Origin of the sequence: Brevibacterium sp. RIT 803, assembly GCF_016892625.1 — a bacterium.
Taxonomy (GTDB): Bacteria; Actinomycetota; Actinomycetes; order Actinomycetales; family Brevibacteriaceae; genus Brevibacterium.
Map to the genome: position 1 here is coordinate 664,691 of NZ_JAFEMW010000001.1, position 19,213 is coordinate 683,903.

The 19,213-nt window shown below is 64.5% G+C and carries 13 protein-coding genes; 5 read left to right on the forward strand and 8 right to left on the reverse strand.

What is annotated here, in order from left to right; genetic code table 11:
- Positions 1-3: 3 nt before the first annotated feature.
- On the reverse strand, positions 4-1,878 hold the full coding sequence (gene glmS, locus JTF07_RS03095; RefSeq protein ID WP_204232848.1) for a glutamine--fructose-6-phosphate transaminase (isomerizing): 1,875 nt from the start codon (positions 1,876-1,878) through the stop codon (positions 4-6).
- A 110-nt stretch (positions 1,879-1,988) separates the two neighbouring features.
- Between glmS and coaA the strand changes: the two genes are divergently transcribed.
- On the forward strand, positions 1,989-3,026 hold the full coding sequence (coaA, locus tag JTF07_RS03100; protein WP_204232849.1) for a type I pantothenate kinase: 1,038 nt from the start codon (positions 1,989-1,991) through the stop codon (positions 3,024-3,026).
- 126 nt (positions 3,027-3,152) lie between these two features.
- Positions 3,153-5,015, forward strand: a complete 1,863-nt coding sequence (locus JTF07_RS03105) for an ABC transporter ATP-binding protein (protein ID WP_204232850.1) — start codon at positions 3,153-3,155, stop codon at positions 5,013-5,015.
- A gap of 75 nt (positions 5,016-5,090) precedes the next feature.
- On the opposite strand, the gene glmM is transcribed toward JTF07_RS03105, so the two are convergent.
- The 3 genes from glmM to rplM form a co-directional block, all read right to left on the reverse strand.
- Positions 5,091-6,452 carry a phosphoglucosamine mutase gene (glmM, locus tag JTF07_RS03110; RefSeq protein WP_204232851.1) on the reverse strand — a complete coding sequence of 454 codons (1,362 nt, stop codon included), beginning with the start codon at positions 6,450-6,452 and terminating at the stop codon, positions 5,091-5,093.
- A 252-nt stretch (positions 6,453-6,704) separates the two neighbouring features.
- The gene (gene rpsI / locus JTF07_RS03115; RefSeq protein ID WP_143923515.1) at positions 6,705-7,220 is read right to left on the reverse strand and encodes a 30S ribosomal protein S9; all 516 of its coding nucleotides are present in this window, start codon (positions 7,218-7,220) and stop codon (positions 6,705-6,707) included.
- A gap of 34 nt (positions 7,221-7,254) precedes the next feature.
- On the reverse strand, positions 7,255-7,698 hold the full coding sequence (gene rplM, locus JTF07_RS03120; protein ID WP_143923516.1) for a 50S ribosomal protein L13: 444 nt from the start codon (positions 7,696-7,698) through the stop codon (positions 7,255-7,257).
- 265 nt (positions 7,699-7,963) lie between these two features.
- On the opposite strand from rplM, the gene JTF07_RS03125 reads away from it, so the two are divergent.
- A complete protein-coding gene (locus JTF07_RS03125) occupies positions 7,964-10,456 on the forward strand; it encodes a hypothetical protein (protein ID WP_204232852.1) in 2,493 nt (830 codons plus the stop codon).
- The gene (locus tag JTF07_RS03130; protein ID WP_204232853.1) at positions 10,453-12,594 is read left to right on the forward strand and encodes a hypothetical protein; all 2,142 of its coding nucleotides are present in this window, start codon (positions 10,453-10,455) and stop codon (positions 12,592-12,594) included. Before JTF07_RS03125 ends, JTF07_RS03130 begins: the two co-directional genes overlap by 4 nt.
- Positions 12,595-12,684: 90 nt before the next feature.
- On the opposite strand, the gene JTF07_RS03135 is transcribed toward JTF07_RS03130, so the two are convergent.
- The 3 genes from JTF07_RS03135 to JTF07_RS03145 form a co-directional block, all read right to left on the reverse strand.
- A complete protein-coding gene (locus JTF07_RS03135; protein ID WP_204232854.1) occupies positions 12,685-15,297 on the reverse strand; it encodes a bifunctional metallophosphatase/5'-nucleotidase in 2,613 nt (870 codons plus the stop codon).
- Between the two features lie 206 nt (positions 15,298-15,503).
- Complete coding sequence (gene truA, locus JTF07_RS03140; protein WP_204232855.1) at positions 15,504-16,358, reverse strand: tRNA pseudouridine(38-40) synthase TruA; 855 nt, start codon at positions 16,356-16,358, stop codon at positions 15,504-15,506.
- Entirely contained in the window at positions 16,355-17,020 is a 666-nt protein-coding gene (locus tag JTF07_RS03145; protein WP_204232856.1) for a LemA family protein, read from the reverse strand. Before JTF07_RS03145 ends, truA begins: the two co-directional genes overlap by 4 nt.
- 269 nt (positions 17,021-17,289) lie before the next feature.
- Here JTF07_RS03145 and JTF07_RS03150 point away from each other — a divergent pair, with 269 nt between their 5' ends.
- Positions 17,290-18,471: a glycosyltransferase family 4 protein gene (locus JTF07_RS03150; protein WP_353843856.1), complete on the forward strand. Its 1,182-nt coding sequence runs from the start codon at positions 17,290-17,292 to the stop codon at positions 18,469-18,471.
- An 87-nt stretch (positions 18,472-18,558) separates the two neighbouring features.
- Here the strand turns inward: JTF07_RS03150 and JTF07_RS03155 are convergent, their stop codons facing one another.
- Positions 18,559-19,122 (reverse strand): cysteine hydrolase family protein, encoded by a 564-nt coding sequence (locus tag JTF07_RS03155; protein WP_204232857.1) that lies wholly within the window; start codon positions 19,120-19,122, stop codon positions 18,559-18,561.
- Positions 19,123-19,213: the final 91 nt, after the last annotated feature.

The window sequence follows — 19,213 nt, forward strand, 5'->3', positions numbered from 1 at the left end:
TGCTTACTCCACGGTCACGGACTTGGCCAGGTTGCGTGGCTGATCCACGTCGAGGCCCTTGGCCGTGGCCAGTTCCATCGCGAAGATCTGCAGCGGAACCGTCGTCAGCAGGGGTGCCATGAGCGTCGTCGTCTGGGGAACGTAGATGACCTCGGAGGCGAACTCGCGGACCTCGTCATCCCCTTCCTCGGCGATGACGACGGTGTTCGCGCCGCGGGCCCGGACTTCCTGGATGTTCGAGATGACCTTGGCGTGCAGCGAATCGCGACCGCGCTTGCTGGGCACGACGATGATGACGAGCTGACCGTCGTCGATGAGTGCGATCGGGCCGTGCTTGAGCTCACCGGCGGCGAAGCCCTCGGCGTGGATGTAGGCGAGCTCCTTGAGCTTGAGCGCGCCCTCCATGGCCACGGGGAAGCCCACATGGCGGCCCAGGAACAGCACAGAACCGACGTCCTGGTTGCGACGGGCGAGCTCGAGCACCTGCTGCTTGCCGTTGTCGAGGACGCTCTGGACCTTCTCCGGAATGGTCTGCAGCTCTTCGAGGATGGTGGTGATCTCGTCGCGGAACTTGTTGCCGCGCAGCTGCGCCAGGTAGAGGCCCAGCAGATAGCAGGCGACAACCTGGGAGAGGAAGGCCTTCGTCGAGGCGACCGCAATCTCCGGACCGGCGTGCGTGTACAGTGCGGCGTCGGATTCGCGGGGAATGGTCGAGCCGAAGGTGTTGCAGATGGCGATGACCTTCGCGCCCTGCTGACGTGCGTGGCGCACGGCCATGGTCGTGTCCATGGTCTCTCCCGACTGGGAGATCGCCACGACGAGGGTCTTCTCCGTCACAACAGGGTCGCGGTAGCGGAACTCGTGGGCGAGTTCGACCTCGACGGGCACGCGGCACCAGTGTTCGATGGCGTACTTGGCGACCTGGCCGGCGTAGGCCGCGGTACCGCAGGCGATGACGACGATCTTGTCGATGGTCTTGAGCACCGTCTCGTCGATGTGCATCTCATCGAGGGTGAGCTTGCCGTCGATGTCGAGACGACCCAGCAGGGTGTCCGCGACGGCCTGCGGCTGGTCGTGGATCTCCTTGTCCATGAACGAGGGGAATCCGCCCTTTTCCGCAGCAGCGGCGTCCCAGTCGACCTCGTACTGCACACCGTCGACCTCGTTGCCGTCGTTGTCGGTGATGACCACTGAGTCCGGGGTGATGGTCACGACCTGGTCCTGACCGATCTCGACTGCGGTGCGGGTGTAGTCGATGAAGGCGGCAACATCGGAGCCGAGGAAGTTCTCTCCCTCACCCAGGCCGATGACCAGCGGCGAGTTGCGACGTGCGGCGACGACCTGCCCGGGAGCGTCGGCGTGGACGGCCAGCAGCGTGAAGGCGCCTTCGAGCTGGGTGGCGGTCACGCGCATGGCCTTCGTCAGGTCGCCGGTCTCCTGGAAGTTCTTGGCCAACTGAGCGGCCGCAACCTCGGTGTCGGTCTCCGACTGGAATTCCACACCTTCGGCGGTGAGATCGCGCTTGAGCTGAGCGAAGTTCTCGATGATGCCGTTGTGGATCAGCGCCAGCTTTCCACCGTCGGCCACGTGCGGGTGGGCGTTGAGGTCGGTCGGTCCACCGTGGGTGGCCCACCTGGTGTGTCCGATGCCGGTCTGGGCCTTCGGCAGGGGGTTGACCTCGAGCTCGTCGGTCAGCGCCGAGAGCTTGCCCGCCTTCTTCGCGGTCTCCAGTTCACCGGCAGGAGTGACAAGGGCGACTCCCGCAGAGTCATAGCCCCGGTATTCGAGCCGTTTCAGGCCGCTGAGCACTACATCGAGCGCCGAGTGATCAGCATTGTCAACGTCTGATTTGGATACATAACCAACGATTCCACACATGAGTGGAATTTTACGCAGTCGAGTCAAATAACGTTGCATCGACCCACTTCGGCGAGCTCAATGTCACCTCGGCGTTCAGCGGCGACATGACGCATGACACAATTGTGCCCATGTCTCATGTCGATCCCGTCCTTGACCGCGCGCGACGCCTGGCCGGCCTCAATACAGGACGCAAGCCCGAGGTCGAACCGACGTCCCCATTCTGGGAGTTCGACCGCGACGTCTGGGGCACCCTGGCCCAGGCCACTCCCCTGCCGCTGAAGCAGCGTGACATCGAACGTCTGCGCGGTCTGGGTGATCGGATCAACCTCGACGAGGTGGCTCAGGTGTACCTGCCCCTGTCGCGGCTGCTCAACCTCTACGTCTCCGCCCGCCGTGCCAAGCACGATATGACGCGGGAGTTCTTCTCCCCGCTGCACGAGACAGGGCTCGAACCACAGGAGGCCAAGCGCACCCCTTTCGTCATCGGCGTGGCCGGGTCTGTCGCCGTCGGCAAGTCGACGACCGCTCGTGTCCTGCGTGAACTCCTGGCCCGCTGGCCCGACACCCCTCGCGTCGAGCTCATCACCACCGACGGCTTCCTCTATCCGAACGCCGAACTCGATCGCCGACGGCTCACAGGGCGCAAGGGCTTCCCTGAGTCCTACGACCGGCGCAAACTGCTGCGGTTCATCTCCGCCGTGAAGTCCGGCTCCCCCGAGGTGCGTGCCCCCGTGTACTCGCACCACACCTATGACATCGTCCCCGGCGCCGAGGTGGTTGTCCGCTCCCCCGATGTCCTCATCGTCGAAGGCCTCAACGTCCTCCAGCCCGCCCGGCCTCGCAGCGACGGGACCCTGGGCCTGTCGATCAGCGACTACTTCGACTTCTCCGTCTATGTCGATGCCCGTTCCCGCGACATCCGACAGTGGTACATCTCCCGGTTCCTCAAGCTCAAGCACGGCGCCTTCCAGGACACCGACTCCTACTTCCACCGCTATTCGAAGCTCGACGACGACGAAGCGATCACCCTGGCCACGGAGATCTGGGATTCCATCAACTTCCCCAATCTGCGTGAGAACGTCCAACCCAGCAGGGGCCGTGCCGATCTCGTGCTCCACAAATCGGATGATCACACGATCCGCAAGGTCCAGCTGCGCAAGCTCTGAATGGTCGGCTGCTTCACGGTGGAACTTCGCCCTGAGCTGATTGAGAAATAGAACTGCAGCGTCGGGGGTTGAAACCTGTGAACGTTCGGACCTGCCCGGGAAGGGCCGGGTGAGGGAGGCGACGAGATGAGTATGCAGTCAGCGCACAGGGTGATGTACACCTCGGTGTCGAGTAAGAGGACTCCGCAGACCTCGATCAAGCCGGGTACCTACCGTCGCATCGCCTCGTTCGCGACCAGGCACAAGAAGAAGCTCATCGTCTTCCTCACGCTGTCCGTCGGCACGGCCGTCATCGGCGTTCTCAACCCCGTCCTCGCCGGTGACGTCGTCAACGCGATCACCAGTGGCGGACCCGTCGAGACCGTCATCTGGCTGGCGGTGGCAATCGGAGGTCTGGCGATCGCGGACGCCGCGATCTCGATCTTCAACAGGTATCTCTCTTCGCAGATCGGCGAGGGTCTCATCTTCGATCTGCGCACCGCGGTCTACGACCATGTGCAGAAGATGCCGATCGCGTTCTTCAATCGCACCCGCACCGGGGCCCTGGTCTCACGTCTGAACACCGATGTCATCGGAGCCCAGCGTGCGTTCTCCAACACGTTGTCGGGCATCGTGTCGAACTTCGTCTCCCTGGTGCTGACCGTCGGCGTGATGGTCACCATCTCCTGGCAGGTCACCGTCATGTCGATCCTGCTGCTGCCGCTCTTCATCATCCCCACCAAGCTGCTCAGCGGCAAGCTTGCCTCCCTGCAGTTCCAGGCGGCAGACAACTCGGCAAGCATGTCGACGCGGATGACCGAGCGGTTCTCAGCGGGAGGGGCGACCCTGGTCAAGCTCTTCGGCAACCCCGCGACCGAGAACGAGGAGTTCTCCGACCGTGCCGCTCAGGTCCGCGATATCGGCGTCAAGGTGGCCATGCTGCAGTCGACGTTCGTGTCGTCGCTGACCCTCGTCTCCGCCCTCGCCTTGGCCCTCGTCTACGGCATCGGCGGTGCCCAGGCGGTCGTGGGCAACCTCAACGCCGGCCAGGTCGTCACCCTCGCTCTGCTCCTGACCCGGCTCTATACGCCGCTGACCATGCTGGCCAACGCTCGACTGGACATCATGAGCGCCGTCGTCAGCTTCCAGCGCGTCTTCGAGGTCCTCGACTTAGTCCCCCTCATCAAGGAGCCCAAGGCACCGAAGTCACTGCCCTCCGGCGGTCTTGACGTGACGTTCTCCAACGTCGACTTCGCCTACCCCAGCGCCGAACAGGTCAGCCTCGCCAGCCTCGAGGACGTCTCCGTGCTCGACACCAGAGGCGGCGACGAGGTCCTGCACGCCCTGAACTTCACTATCCCGGCTGGGCATACCGTCGCCCTGGTCGGCTCCTCGGGCGCCGGGAAGTCGACGATCGCCTCGCTGCTCCCCCGTCTCTACGACGTCACCTCCGGGTCGATCACGATCGGCGGGGTCGACGTGCGCGAGCTGTCGGCCCAGACGCTGCGCAGCACCGTCGGCGTGGTCACTCAGGACGGGCATGTGTTCCACGAATCCATCCGGGCGAACCTGTCCTTGGCGAAGCCCGGGGCCACGGATGCCGAACTGTACGAGGCCATCGACGGAGCCCAGCTCCACGATGTCATCGCCTCACTGCCCGATGGCCTCGACACGATCGTCGGTGAGCGCGGCTACAGACTCTCCGGTGGTGAGCGTCAGCGTCTGACGATCGCCCGGATGCTGTTGGCCGCCCCAGAAGTCGTCGTCCTCGATGAGGCCACCTCCGCTTTGGACTCGACGAATGAGGCGGCAGTCCAGCAAGCGCTGTCTCAGGCCATGAGCGGCCGCACCGCAATGGTCATCGCGCACAGGCTCTCCACGATCCGCCAAGCCGACACGATCCTCGTCGTCGAGGCCGGTCGCATCGTCGAGTCGGGTTCTCATGCCGAGCTGCTGGCCCTGAGCGGTCGCTACGCTGAGCTCTACGCCACTCAGTTCGCCGCGAGCTGAGCTGCGCCGCAGCGAACGAAGCTCGGGCACGACAGAGGCCGCAGCGCTGTATGCGACTGCGGCCTCTGCTGCATCTCAGAATTCCTCTAGGCCCAGGGTGTCCCTCACGTTGGAGGCCAGACGTTCGGCCTGGGCCTGGGCGATGTCTTCGGTCTCCGCTTCGACCATGACGCGGATCAGGGCCTCGGTGCCAGAGGCCCGCAGCAGCACACGACCCGAGCCTTCAAGCTCGGCCTCGACGGCGTTGACTTCGGCCGTGACCTTCGGGTGGTCCACACCGTGCTTGTCGACGCCCTTGACGTTGACGAGCGCTTGGGGCAGCTGAGGGATCTCGGCAGCCAGGTCGGCCAGCGTACGCTTCGAATCGGCCATGCGCTTCATCAGGTGCAGAGCCGTCTGCACGCCGTCGCCGGTCGTGCCGTGGTCGAGCATGAGCACGTGTCCGGACTGCTCCCCTCCGAGGACGAAGCCGTCTGCCAGCATGCGTTCGAGGACGTAGCGGTCGCCGACTGCTGTCTGGACGGTCTCAATCGAGTACTTGTCCATCGCGTGCCTGAGGCCGATGTTCGACATCACGGTCGTCACGAGCGTGTTGCCCTTCAGCTCGCCGAGTTCCTTGAGGCCGATCGCCAGAATTCCCATGAGCTGGTCACCGTTGATGACACGGCCCAGTGAGTCCACGGCCAGGCATCGGTCGGCGTCTCCGTCGAAGGCCACACCCAGATCGGACTGGGTCTCGACGACGAGACGCTGCAGCGGTTCGAGGTGAGTGGAGCCGACTCCGTCGTTGATGTTGAAGCCGTCGGGCTCGGCGGCGGAGACGATGACTTCGGCACCGGCCTGGCGCAGGGCAGCGGGCCCGACGATGGACGCGGCACCGTGAGCGCAGTCGACGACGACCTTGAGTCCGGACAGAGGACGTGTGCCCTCAGCGTCGAGGGACCGCACGAGCTTCTCCGTGTATTCGTCGGCAGCGGCGGGGTAACGGGAAATGCGACCGACCTCGGCGCCGGTGGGACGGGTCCAGTCCTCGTCGAGGATCGCAAGGATCGAGTCCTCGACGGAGTCATCGAGCTTCGTCCCGCCTGCTGCGAAGAACTTGATTCCGTTGTCCGGCATCGGATTGTGGGAGGCGGAGATGACCACGCCGAAGGCGGCACCGGTGTCCGCTACGACGCTGGCGATGCCGGGGGTGGGCAGCATTCCCGCGTCGAGCACGTCGACGCCGGCGGAGGCGATGCCCGCGGAGATTGCAGCGGAGAGGAACTCACCGGAGACCCGAGTGTCGCGGCCGACGACGGCGAAGGGGCGCTTGCCTTCGGGCCATCCGCGGGTCAGGACCCGCGAGCCTGCAACGGAGAGTTGGAGTGCCAGCCGGGCGGAGATGTCGCGGTTGGCAAGTCCACGGACACCGTCGGTGCCGAAGAGTCGTGTCATGGAAAGTCCTTTCCTCAATTTCCCGTCGATAGTAGTCCATAGCGCCGCCGAAGCGGTGGTGCCGGACCGTACTACGGCCGAAATCGGTACGAGATGTGTCGCCCGCGTCGAAGGCGGGAGTGGGACGTCAGGCAGGTGAATGCACGAAATGCGGCCCCGAATCCGGTTCGGGGCCGCATTGCGGTGTTCTTCGAGCTGAACTGTCGGGGGCTGCGCTTCAGCGGCAGACCAGGCGCAGTCCTGACAGCAGAATCAGCGCTTCGAGAACTGAGGTGCCTTACGTGCCTTCTTGAGACCGGCCTTCTTGCGCTCGGGGACGCGTGCGTCGCGGCGCAGGTAGCCTGCCTTCTTCAGCTCAGCACGGTTCGACTCTTCGTCGATCTGGTTGAGCGAACGGGCGATGCCCAGACGAACGGCTCCGGCCTGGCCGGAAGGTCCGCCGCCGCCGATGCGCACGATGACGTCGAAACGTCCTTCGAGGTCGAGCAGACGGAAGGGCTCGTTGACGAGCTGCTGGTGCAGCTTGTTCGGGAAGTACTCTTCGAGAGTACGTCCGTTGATGGTCCATTCACCGGATCCGGGGACCAGGCGGACGCGAGCAATTGCCTGCTTGCGACGTCCGACGGCACTGCCGGGAGCGGTCAGGGACTGTCCGCGTCCGCCAGCGGTCTGCTCGCCCAGGCCAGCTGACTCAGGGGTCTCAGACGTGTATTCGGTAACGGTTGGTTCTTCGACAGATTCTGTCGCAGTGGTGGTTTCTTCAGCCACGGTTCTCCTCGGTATGTCTAGAGCTGGGGCGCGCTTACTGCGCGACCTGGCTGAGTTCGTACGGCTGCGGATTCTGAGCGGCGTGTGGGTGCTCTCCACCCTGGTACACCTTCAGCTTCTGCATCTGGGCACGTCCGAGACGAGTCTTCGGAACCATACCGCCGACAGCCTTTTCGACTGCGCGCTCGGGATTGGTGGCGAGAAGCTCGGCGTAGTTGACGCTCTTCAGACCGCCCGGGTAACCCGAGTGGTGGTAAGCGCGCTTCTGATCGAGCTTCGCACCGGTCAATGCGACCTTGTCTGCATTGATGATGATGACGAAGTCACCGGTGTCGACATGAGGAGCAAAGGTGGTCTTGTGCTTGCCGCGCAACAGGCGTGCAACCTGGGCAGCAAGACGACCGAGCACCTGGTCAGTGGCGTCAATGACGTGCCACTGGCGCTCAATATCGCCGGGCTTGGGTGTGAACGTACGCAAAAGTAGCCTTCTTTTCGTATCTCTTGGTGTAGTGCTGATGACTCATCCGGTCGTGAGTCTGATGAGTCAGGGCACTCGTTGTCTTGAATCGGGTCTGTCCATCGAAGTCGTCCCCTCACCTACGGGCCTGCAACGCATGAGGCTATGTAAGGGAGCACGACGGACACACACAACGACAATCAAATATACATGCATTCTCTCCCGCGGAGCAAACGCTCAGGCCAGTGCCAGAGCGGGCGGAAAGCTGAGCCGATACTATTGAGCTGTGCCGCCTACATCCCCTCTGCCCACGCGCCTTCCCGCATTCAGACTCCTGGTGCTGGGATCAGTTCTCGGGCTCCTGGTCCTCATCCTCGGACCGGCACAGTCACCGGCTGCCGCCGCTCACGGGTCCTCGGCCACCGGATCGCCGTCGGCATCGGCCGCAAAGACCACAGGATCGTCACCCACCGCAGCACCGGGAAACACCGGCACACCGGGTGAGGATTCCGAAGCCTCCCAGGGGCCCGCAGGCACGACCATCGTCTATGGCATACCTGGCCTGACCATCAACGATATCGATCCAGTGCGCACGCCCAACCTCTATCAGCTCCTCTCCGAGGGGTCGGCTGCCAACCTCAATGTGCGCACCATCGGCTCGGCCACGTGCCCCGGCTCCGGCTGGCTGTCCATGGGCGCCGGCGCTCGCGCTCAGGCGGGCCCACCCACCGATGGGGAACAGGATGGCAACAGGGCAACCTGTCCGCCTTTGAGTGCACCGTCGACCAGTGACGGTGCCGTGGAGAAGACACGTGATGATGTGGATGATGCCGCGCAATCAGGCGCCGAGGCACAGGGATCGAGTGATGAAGATCTCGCGGACAGTTCCGCTGACGGCACGTCCACCGCGACGATCGAGGACTTCGAGTCCATCAAGGAGCCGAACGTCGACTCCGGCTACTCAGTCGACTACGGGATGCTCGCCCGCCTGATCCGAGAGCAGGGCAGATCCTGCGTCGCCGCCGAAGGACCGGGAGCGGCCTACGCCGTGGCCGACGAGAATGGCATTGTCGCCAACTACACCGATGACGCCGCGGCCGCGGACTGCCGGCTCGACCTCGTCGATCTGGGCGCGATCGGCTCCTCGGCCTGGCTCTACGATCCGATCCCCGACTACTCCTACACCGTCCCGGTCTCCTTCGACCGCGAGGAACGCGTCGCCGAGGCCGACGAACGTCTGGGCGACAAGCTGGAGGAGGTCCGCAATTCAGCGACATCGGGAAGCGAAGAGCCCACGATCATGGTCGCCGGCCTCGGTGACAGTTCGAGTCTGCCGCAGCTGCGTGCATTCATCGCCTCCGGTCCCGGCTACGAACCGGGCAGCCTGTCATCGGCCAGTACCCGCACCCCCGGTCTCCTGCAGCTCACGGACATCGCCCCGGGAATCCTCGACCAGTTCGGCGTCTCCTCCCCCAGCGGCATCTCCTTCGACAACACACCCACTGATGACGCCCCGCAGGAACGCATCGACGACCTCGTGTCCGAGTCGCAGAAGGCGACGTCGATCTACCAGCACCTGTCGACGTTCTCCCTGTTCCTCGACATCACCTTCTATCTTCTGTTCGTCCTGTGCGGGGTCCTCCTGAGCCGGAATCTCCTCAGTCGCCGAGGCGGCGCGACGATCGCCCCGAGAGTGCACAGATTCCTCGCCTGGGTCTCACTCGCGGTGGCGACCCTGCCGATGAGCGCGTTCCTGGCCGGCCTGTTCCCGTGGGCCAGACTCCCGCACCCCGGGTTCGGCCTCAGCGTCTCGATCGCAGTCTCGGCCGCGCTGCTCTTCGGTGCCTCACTGCTTCCGCCGTGGGGTCGGACCTGGCGCGGACGTGTGGCCGCACTCTCGCTGCTGAGCTTCCTCATCCTCTCCGCGGACCTCATCACCGGTTCGCATCTGCAGGGGAACTCGCTGCTGGGCTACAACCCAATCGTCGGCGGCCGCTACTACGGCCTGGGCAATCAGGGTGCGGCGATCTTCATCGTCAGCCTCTTCATCTTCCTGGGGCTTGCGATCTCCTGGCTGCGAGCAAAGGGGCATCGTCGGATGGTGTTCATCCTTCCCCTCGTCCTCGGACTGCTTGCCGTGTTCGTGTCCGGAAATCCGTCCTGGGGAGCGAAGTTCGGCGGCACGATCGCCACCTTGGCCAGCCTTCTCGTGCTGCTGGCTCTCGTCAGCCGCGTCCGCCTCTCCATCTTCCGCCTCATGCTCATCGGGCTGGCCTCCTTGGCCGTGCTGCTTGGCATCGCGTTCCTCGACTGGCTGCGTGAGCCGGGGGCACGATCGCATTTCGGGAATTTCTTCGACCAGATCGTCACCGGTGAGGCGCTGCAGGTGGTCGGGCGGAAGCTCGGCGCCAATCTCCACATCATGCAGATCAACCCGGCACTGGCGATCGTGACTCCCCTCGCGGTCATCGCCATCCTGTTCTTCCTCCGTTATCTGCTCCACTTCCCCAGCATCTCTCCCACTAGTCGCGCCGGTCGTCTGGCCAACAAGTGGAGGGGACGCCTGCCGCAGGTCTTTCGGGACCAGGACGTCCACTTCGGCTTCCTCGCCGCAGTCACAGGCATGGCCGTGGGGCTGGTGCTCACGGACTCCGGCATCGCCGTGCCTTCGACGGGTGCCATGGTGCTCCTGCCCTACCTGCTGGCACTGAGCGCCGAACACGCGACAGAGGATGTCGGAGTGAAGTCCGTCGCTGGTGAGAAGGCGGATCGAGCATGAGAACACCATCGCTGTCGGTGCGCATGCTGCTCGGCCTCTTCGTCATCGCCCTGCTCGTCCTCGGGATGCCGCAGCTCACCCAGGCCGCGCCGACGTCGGGCACGGATGGGAAGAGCGCATCGGAAGCGGAAGCCGCCTCGGCGGGCAAGGGCCCGATCTTCATCGGCGTCTCCGGTTTCAGCTTCGAGGACCTCGATCCGCGCACCACTCCGAATCTGTGGAGGATGATGCAGACCGCGCAGATCGGCACCATCACTCCCCGCAGCGTACGGGCGACCAGCTGCCCCGTCGACGGTTGGCTCGGCGTGGGTTCGGGACGGCGAGCCGCCGACGAACCCCGTGAACAGTGCCGCGAACCGGCGCCGCCGCTCCACGGCTGGGTCGCCGACTGGGACGTCTATGGTCAGGTCGCCAGAAGCGACAACTACGACGCCGGCCTCGGCGATCTGGCTGAGTCGGTGCCCGACATCGCTGCCTTCGGGCCCGGTGCCGCGATCGCAGCGGCCGATCACCGAGGCAAACTCGACGATTGGTCACCGATCGGCGACAACTTGGCCCAGCAGGCGAATCGGGCCTCACTCAACGGTGAACTCACACTCGTCGATCTTGGTGACACCACCTCGGACGGTTACTCCCTCAAGGCCCTCGACAGTCACGTCGGAGAGATTCTGGCAGCCGCCGGCTGGGTCGACGGTGACGACCCCGAACGTCTGACCGCAGGCACCTCGCCGATCGTCTTCTCGTCGATCGCCGACGGCTCGGGCAAGAGCTCGTCGATGCAGTCGACGATGATGCTGCGCCCCGGAGGGACTGCCGGACTGCTGAGCTCTTCATCGACTCGCCAACCCGGCCTCATCCAGGTCCCCGATATCGCACCGACGCTCGTCGAGCTCAGCGATGGGCAGGCCATGCGGAACGCGGCCGGCGCCCCGATGTCCAACCAGAGGGCAGACAGCAGCTGGGAATCGCGCTTCCAGGCCGTTCTCGACCGTCAGGTGGCGGTGAAGACCCAGAACGAACTGTCCACCTGGTTCTTCCCCGTCGTCGCCTCCCTCATGGTCGGCCTGCTGGTTCTGGCCTGGTTCCTGCGCAAGAACCATCGCGCCCTCGTCCATTCCGGAGCCTACCGATTGGGCATCGTCTTCGCGGCAATGCCGGTGTCGACCTATCTGGTCAACACCGTGCCCTGGGAGAGAGCGACCAACCCTGATATTGCGATGCTGGGAGCCTTGGCAGGCTGGGCACTGATACTCGGAGCCATCGCCTTGCTGGGGCCGTGGCGCGGGTACAAACTCGGACCTGTGCTCTTCGTCAGCGTCGTCACGGTCCTCGTCCTCGCCTACGACGTCATCACCGGTTCTCAGCTCCAGATGTCAACGCTGCTGGGCGAACCGCTGCTCATCGCATCTCGGTTCTACGGCATCGGCAATTCCGCACTCGCGCTCTACTGCTGTGCTCTGCTGCTGGCCGTGGCCGGCTTCGCATCGCTGACGACGAGACCGCTCATGCGCATCCTCATCGTCACGGTGCCGATCCTCGTCTCGAGCGTCCTCCTGGCCGCCCCGGGACTGGGCACGAAGTTCGGGTCCGTCCCGACGCTGATCATCGGCGTCGCCTACCTCGTCCTCGCGGCCGCAGGAATCCGATTCTCGCTCAAACGCATGGGACTGACCGTCGGCATCGCGGGCTTCGTCATGCTGGCGGTCCTGTTCATCGACTGGCTGCGTCCCGCCGATCAGCGCACCCACTTCGGCCGCTTCTTCGATTCCATCATCAGCGGAGAGGCCCTGAGCGTGCTGGCCCGCAAGATCGGCATGAATATCGACATCCTGACCCAGTCGTGGATGACGCTGATCCTGCCACTCATCATCATCGGCGTATTCTGGCTGGCGCTGGAACCGCAGCGCTTCGCACTGCAGGGAATGACCGACGCCTACCATCGGATCCCACTGCTGCGAGCGGGCATGATCAGCCTGGCCATCCTGCTGGGTGTCGGCACGATCATCAACGACTCGGGAATCGTCGTCCCTGCCGTGGGCATCCTCTTCCTCGTCCCCATCCTCGTCCATCTCGAAACCTTCGAGACTAAGCAGACGGCAGACAGCCGCGATCAGGCTGAACGCTCCAGTCCCTCCTGAGCGCCGCCTGCTCGACACCAGCCCGTGACGCCCTCAGCCGGCGACGCGGCCCAGCCGGTGAGGCCGCCCAGCCTGTACTGAGCTTCTGACTCACCCGACGGTCGTACGCCGACGCACCGCGGTCACGGCCATGCTGCCTGCAACGATGAGTGCGAGTGCCGCAGCCACGAGGTTCATGGCTTCGAAGCCGGTACGAGGCAGGTCCCCGCCGTCCTTCGAACCGTCGGCCTCGGCTCCGCCGTTGTCCGCATTCGCAGAGGTGGCCCCGGAGACGTCCGCGTTCGCGCCGTCGGCATTCGCATCCGTTCCGGTTCCGTTGTCACCGCCGGCACCACCGTCAGCGTTGGAACCCGCTCCTGCACCGTCAGATGTGCCATCGACACCGCCATCATCGTCGGCCGCCGCATTCGCCACATCGCCGATCTGTGCCGTGGCCTCGAATTCGTGGCTGAGGGGCAGCGGGTTGTCATCCCACCACTCGCCCTCGCCGGCCTTCAGCCCCACCTCGACGGTGACCTCACCGGAGGCATCATCGGGTGCGGTGACGTTGATGGCGACGTCGCTGGCACCGGCTGGGATCGATTCCAAGGTCATGGTCTTCGCCGCGGCGTCGACCTTGACCTCGGGGGCCTTCGCCGTCTCCGACTTCGCTGCCTTCTGGGCCCCGGCCGATTCGGAATCAGCGGCGCTGACGGTGTAACCCTCGGGCAGGTCAACGGTCACGTCCACCGGTCCTGGGACCTCTGCCTCGGCGGTGGTGCTGAGGACGAAGTCCTTGCTCTCACCGGGCTCGATGCCATTGTCAGGGGCAGCGAGATCGACCGTGAGGTCACCGTTGTCGATGACGTCCTTCGTCAGATCGGCCTGGCGTTCGTCGTTGTCCGGCGAGACCTGCTCGTTCTCGTCCGTGCTCTTCTCGAAGTAGTCGACCCAGGTCTCGAAGTCAGTGAGTCCGGAGAGTTCGAAGTCACCCTTGGCGAAGGAGGAGAAGTTGTCTCCCCCGGCGGCGAGGAAGCTCAGAGTAGCGACCCTGTACTCCTTGTCCGGGTCGAGCTTCTTGCCGTTGACCTCGACCGACTTCACATGCTCGCCCGTGGCCGCGTCGGAGTCGTAGACGACTTCGAGCTCGTCGGAGATGCCGAGGTGGAGGAACGGCCGCGAGGCATCTGCTGGCTGCCACTGCTCTTCGAACAGACCGATGACATCAGAGCCCTGCATCGTCACGACACCATGATCATTGGCAAAGGGCAGGACCGAGCTGAGTTCAGCGGCCGTGACTTCGCACGTGTCCTCGGTATTGTAGATGTCGTCGCATCTGAGGTCCGTGCGCAGTCCGCCCGGGTTCGTGATACCGAAGTCGGCCTCGTCGAGCTGTGTGCCCTCGACTCCATCCTTGAGGGCGTCAGCGACGAGGTTGCCCAGGGTGCTCTCCGCACCGCGGTCCTCCTCGCCGTCCTTCGTGGCGCGGGTGATGTCCTCGCTGATCTCACCGGCAACGACAGAGCCTGGGACCTTCGCCTTCTCGTCGGCGTCCGCGATGATCTTCGCGACCTCGTCGACGACAGGCGAATCGTAGCTCTTGTCCGCCGTTGTGATGAGATCGGTGTTCTCGGTCGTCCAGTTTCCCTCGGCATCGGCCTCGAGCTGGACCTGGCCGACGTATTCGCCGTAGCTGCCTGCCTCGATCACGGGGCGAGTCCGGTCGGATTCGCCGGGCACAGGGGCCTCGAATGCGTACGGCAGGTGGGTGTGGCCGGTGAAGAGGACGTCGACGGACGCATCTGCTTGCGTCACGAGCTTGTCGAACTCGGCGTTCGAGGCTTGGGCATCTCCCAGGCTCTCGGTGCTCGAGGCGCCCAGGTGGGCCTCGACGACCGTCATATCCGGCTGTTCATCAGCGGGCAGAGCCTCGATCTCACCGACGACACGGTTGACGGCGTCGGTGGGGTCACCGAAATCGAGGTCGGCGATGCCGTCGGGTGAGACAAGCGACTTGGTGTCCTTGGTGACGACGCCGATGACGGCGACCTTCACGCCGCCCACGTCGATCGTCGTATAGCCTTCGAGCCCGTCGACGACGTCGGTGGTGCCCTTGTCGTAGACGTTGGCGGCAAGGTAGGGGAAGTCCGATTCGGAGGAGACTCTGCCGGTCAGATCGTCGATGCCCTGGTCGAACTCGTGGTTGCCGACGGCCGAAGCCTGCGTGCCGATGGCGTTGAGTACGTCCAATGTCGGGGTGTCCTGCTGGGAGGAGGAGACGTAGGTGGAGGCTCCGATGTTGTCGCCGGCGGAGAGGAGCCCGGTTCCGGCTGTGCCGTCCGCAGCCGCATACTTCGCACGCTCTTCCTCGACGACCGAGGCGAGCTGCGTTCCGGCCTCGGCGATGCGTCCGTGGAAGTCGGTGATGTTGAGCAGCTGGACTTTGGTGCCCTCGGCTGCCGCCTGAGCAGAGGCGTCCTTGCCTGCAGTCTTGTCTGCAGTGTTGCCGGTACCGGCTTCGGCGTCGGCAGCGGAGGAGGATGCAGCGGATGAGTCATCTGGTGCCGAGCTGTCTGAGGATGGGGTGGGGAGGCTCGCCTCGGCGGGTGCTTCCCTGACGGAATCACCTCCGAGGGACGAGGCAACAGCAGGAGCAGCACCCGGCAGCGTCAACATCGACACTGCCGCTCCTGTTGCCACCATCTTCGTCACAAGTTTCGACATGTGTTCAAGTTCCTTTGGTCATTTCATCCACTGCACAACCACTGTGCCTCGCGAGGATCAAGCAGACTCATCCTGCAGTGCTGAAGAGAACGGGGAGTTACCTACACGTGAATGTACACAGGATTTTCACATCTGGGAAGAGGGATTCTCTCAAAAAGACGACAAGGCACCCAGTCAACATTGATCAGATGCTGAGTATGGAGGGGCTATTCCTGAGTGCGACGCGCCATCGTCTGAGCCGCGCGGGAGGCATAGAATTCGGCCTCCGGATAACCCACACCGGTGAGGACGAGTCCGTGTGCGGGCGTGACGAACATGGGCATATCGGGTTCGATGCCGGTATCCGCCTCGGCGAGGAGTTCGGCGGGCTGAGTCACTGGCCACGTGCCGGATCCGACCTTGATCAGCCCGCCCACCAGGGCACGGACCATGTGGTGGCAGAACGCATCGGCACGCAGATCGATCGTGATCACGGCTTCCTGATCCCGGGTGACATCGAGTTCGTGGAGGGTGCGGATGGTCGTCGCACCTGCCCGTGGCTTGCAGAATGGAAGGAAGTCGTGCAGCCCCTGGGCCTCTCGTGCGGCCTCGGCCATCGCCTCGGCGTCGAGTTCACCCTTGTGCCGCAGCGTCATGGGGGTCAGCAGCGGGTCGATGAAGGACCGGCGGTCGGCGAGTCTGTACTGGTAGGTCCGCCACAGTGCGGAGAACCGGGCATCGAAGTCCTCCGGGACCTCGGAAACGGCATGGATGATGATGTCATCGGTGTCATCGACCGTGAGGACTCCGCGCAGACGCGACAGCAGAGCCGCCTCGGCGGACCGAGACGCCTTGCCGATGAGCTTCTCGACACCTGCTGCGGGCAGGTCGATGTGGACGGTCTGCCGTCTCGCGTGGACTCCCGCGTCGGTGCGCCCGGCAACGACGGTGGCCACCTCGCCGCCGGTGATCCGGGCCAGCCCGGCCTCGAGCGATGCCTGTACGGTACGCAGGCCGGGCTGCTTCGCCCAGCCGTGGAAGTCGGTGCCTCGGTAGCCGAGGTCGATGCGGAACCGCGTCATGATCCGGCTGGTCGTGTGTGGTCCCGGGCTCCAGACTGTTCTTCAGACTGCGCATCGGTGAACGACTGCTCCGACTCCGCCTCGGTGGAGGGGCCCTGAGATTGAGCTTCGGTGAAGAGTTCGCGGGCCTTGAACACATTCTGAAACAGCCGCGACATGGCTCGTTCGCGTTGTCGGTGGTAGAGATCGACGTTCGCGTTGTAGATGCGGGCCCCGGACCGTATGCGTTCAGTCAGCACGTTCAGCTGGCCGTGCAGAAGTGCGATCGTGGTCTCGAGCTCTTCACGGGGATTCGTCTGCATCGCCAGGGACGAATCAGAGGTGCCGGCCCTATCGGTGACCTGGTTGGGAATCTGTGCCGCATCGTCGACGGCTCGGGTCAGCGCGCGTTCCGCGGCCGCACCGCGAGGGCCGAACGGTGCACGCTCGGCCGAGGCGAGCGCAAGCTCGACAGTGCTGAGATCTCGCGTGGTGACCTGCTGCAGGGTCCCGATGTAGGCGGGTACAAGGGCGTGCCGACCGCGCAGTTCGACCAGCAGCTGGCGTTTGGCCTCATCGCAGAGCGAACGGGCCATCGAGAGCTGGTTGAACCGCACGAAGGTGAGAACCAGTGCGAGGACGACGAGGGCGAGGACACATGCCCCGACGATGAACCAGACCAATCTCGCCTCCCCTCTCATTCGCATTCCCGACACTTCAGTTTACGCGGGGTTCAGACCCGTCGCGAACCGGCCGCCGGCTGGTCACCGAATGCCTCACTATTTCTGCATCACCTCTGATTCCGAGCGACACCGGACCTGATCGCAAGCGGCGGCAGATTCGACCGTGCGCAACTCCAGACCCGATCGTGCGCGGCGATTTCGGCCTTTCGTCGCCGGAGGGACGCCTCGATGTCGCCAGTCCTTCACCCTGAGGGCGTGAACTGAGTTCTGTGAGAGTAGCGATCATTGCAGAGTCCTTCCTCCCCAACATGAATGGGGTCACCCACTCACTCCTGCGCGTCCTCGACCATCTGGCCGACCGCGGCGACGACGTCCTCATCATCGCACCGGGCACACGCCGCGACGGACCCAAGGAAGTCGCCGGAGCCCGCATCATCCGTGTTCCATCGATCGCCCTGCCGAAGTATCGTCGGGTCCGTGTGGCTCCCGGCGGGGTCAGCCGCATCAAACGACTGCTGGAGAACTTCAACCCCGATGTCGTCCACCTGGCCAGCCCCTTCGTGCTCGGATGGCGGGGCGTCCTGGCCGCTCAGAGCCTCGATCTGCCGACGGTGGCGATCTATCAGACCGAGGTGCCCGCGTATGCCGCGCGGTACGGCATGCACGGTATCGAGGCCATGCTGTGGTCGCATGTGCGCAACATCCATCAGCACGCCTCCCTGACTCTGGTCCCCTCGTCGTACACACTCAATCAGATGTCCGGACTCGGAGTCGCCGAGGTGGATCTGTGGGCACGCGGGGTCGACTCCTCCCGCTTCGACCCCAGTCACCGATCAGAGGCCTGGCGCCGGTCCGTAGCTCCCAATGGTGAGAAGATCATCGGCTACGTCGGTCGGCTCGCGGCCGAGAAGCAGGTTGAGGATCTGGCCGTTCTGGACGATGTGCCCGATTCGAAGCTCGTCGTCGTCGGCGACGGCCCGTGGCGAGCTCGGCTCGAACGCTCACTGCCGAATGCGCACTTCGCTGGCTTCCTGGGTGGCGATGCTCTGGCCCAGGCGGTGGCGAGCTTCGACATCATGGTCGCCCCCGGCGAGCTCGAGACCTTCTGCCAGACCATCCAGGAGGCCATGGCCTCCGAGGTGCCCGTCATCGCCCCCGCCCGAGGCGGCCCGATGGATCTCGTCGACTCCTCCCACACCGGGTGGCTCTACACCCCGAAGGATCTGATGGCGATGCGCGGGCATGTCACGGACCTCCTCGGCGATGAGGCGAAGCGTCGGGCGTTCGGTGTCGCCGGACGTCATCAGGTGCTCAGCCGCAGCTGGAAGAGCGTGTGCTCACAGCTCATCGGCCACTATTCGCGGGCGATTGAGAACCCGCACCCGCAGGTTCTGGGCCGCGGCTTCACCGTGCAGACCGGTGCCGATGTCGAGGATTCCTCAAGCTTCTGAGACCGATCAGCCTCCAGCGCGCACCTTGGCGTCGACAGCCCACGCTATGACGTGACCGCTCGATGCTGAGCTCTGGGCAGTCCAGTTTCAGGTGTGCGCAGCCCAGTCGTCGACGGTGAGCACCGTGGCCTGTTTGGGAAAGACCTTCTCCGTGAGCACCCGGTGGACCTCCTCATCCCGATCTGCACAGGCGTCGGAAAGCACCGTCAGGCGGAAGTCGAGGTCGGCGGCTTGCCGGATGGTCGAGAGAACCACTCCACTGGTGGCGACGCCGGCGAGGATCAGAATGTCGGCACCGTAACCGCGCAGCAGAACTTCGAGATCGCTGCCGGTAAAGGCACTGATGCGACGCTTCGTCACGATCGGTTCGCCCTCATGCCGTCCCAGTGTCTCGTGGATGCTCGTCGACGCGTGTGACTCATCGAGATCCCCGTGGGCGGCGATCTGCCCAAACGATGCGGTCTCCACGAGCTCCGGGTGCCCTTCCCGCAATGCCACGCGCACCCAGATGACAGGGATGCCCTTCTCTCTGGCAGCAGCGACAGCATCATGGGCACGTTCGAGGACGCCGGTCTTGGTGAAGGCCTCATCACCGGCGATGCCGTTCTGGAAGTCCATGGCGAGCAGGACGGGGCGATGGTTCGCAGCCATTGTGTGTCTCCTTCGCGAGGGCGCAGCTCACCTGGTCCGGGAATCGAGGACCTCTTCTTCGCCGAGGATACTCCTCCCGATCGACTGCCCG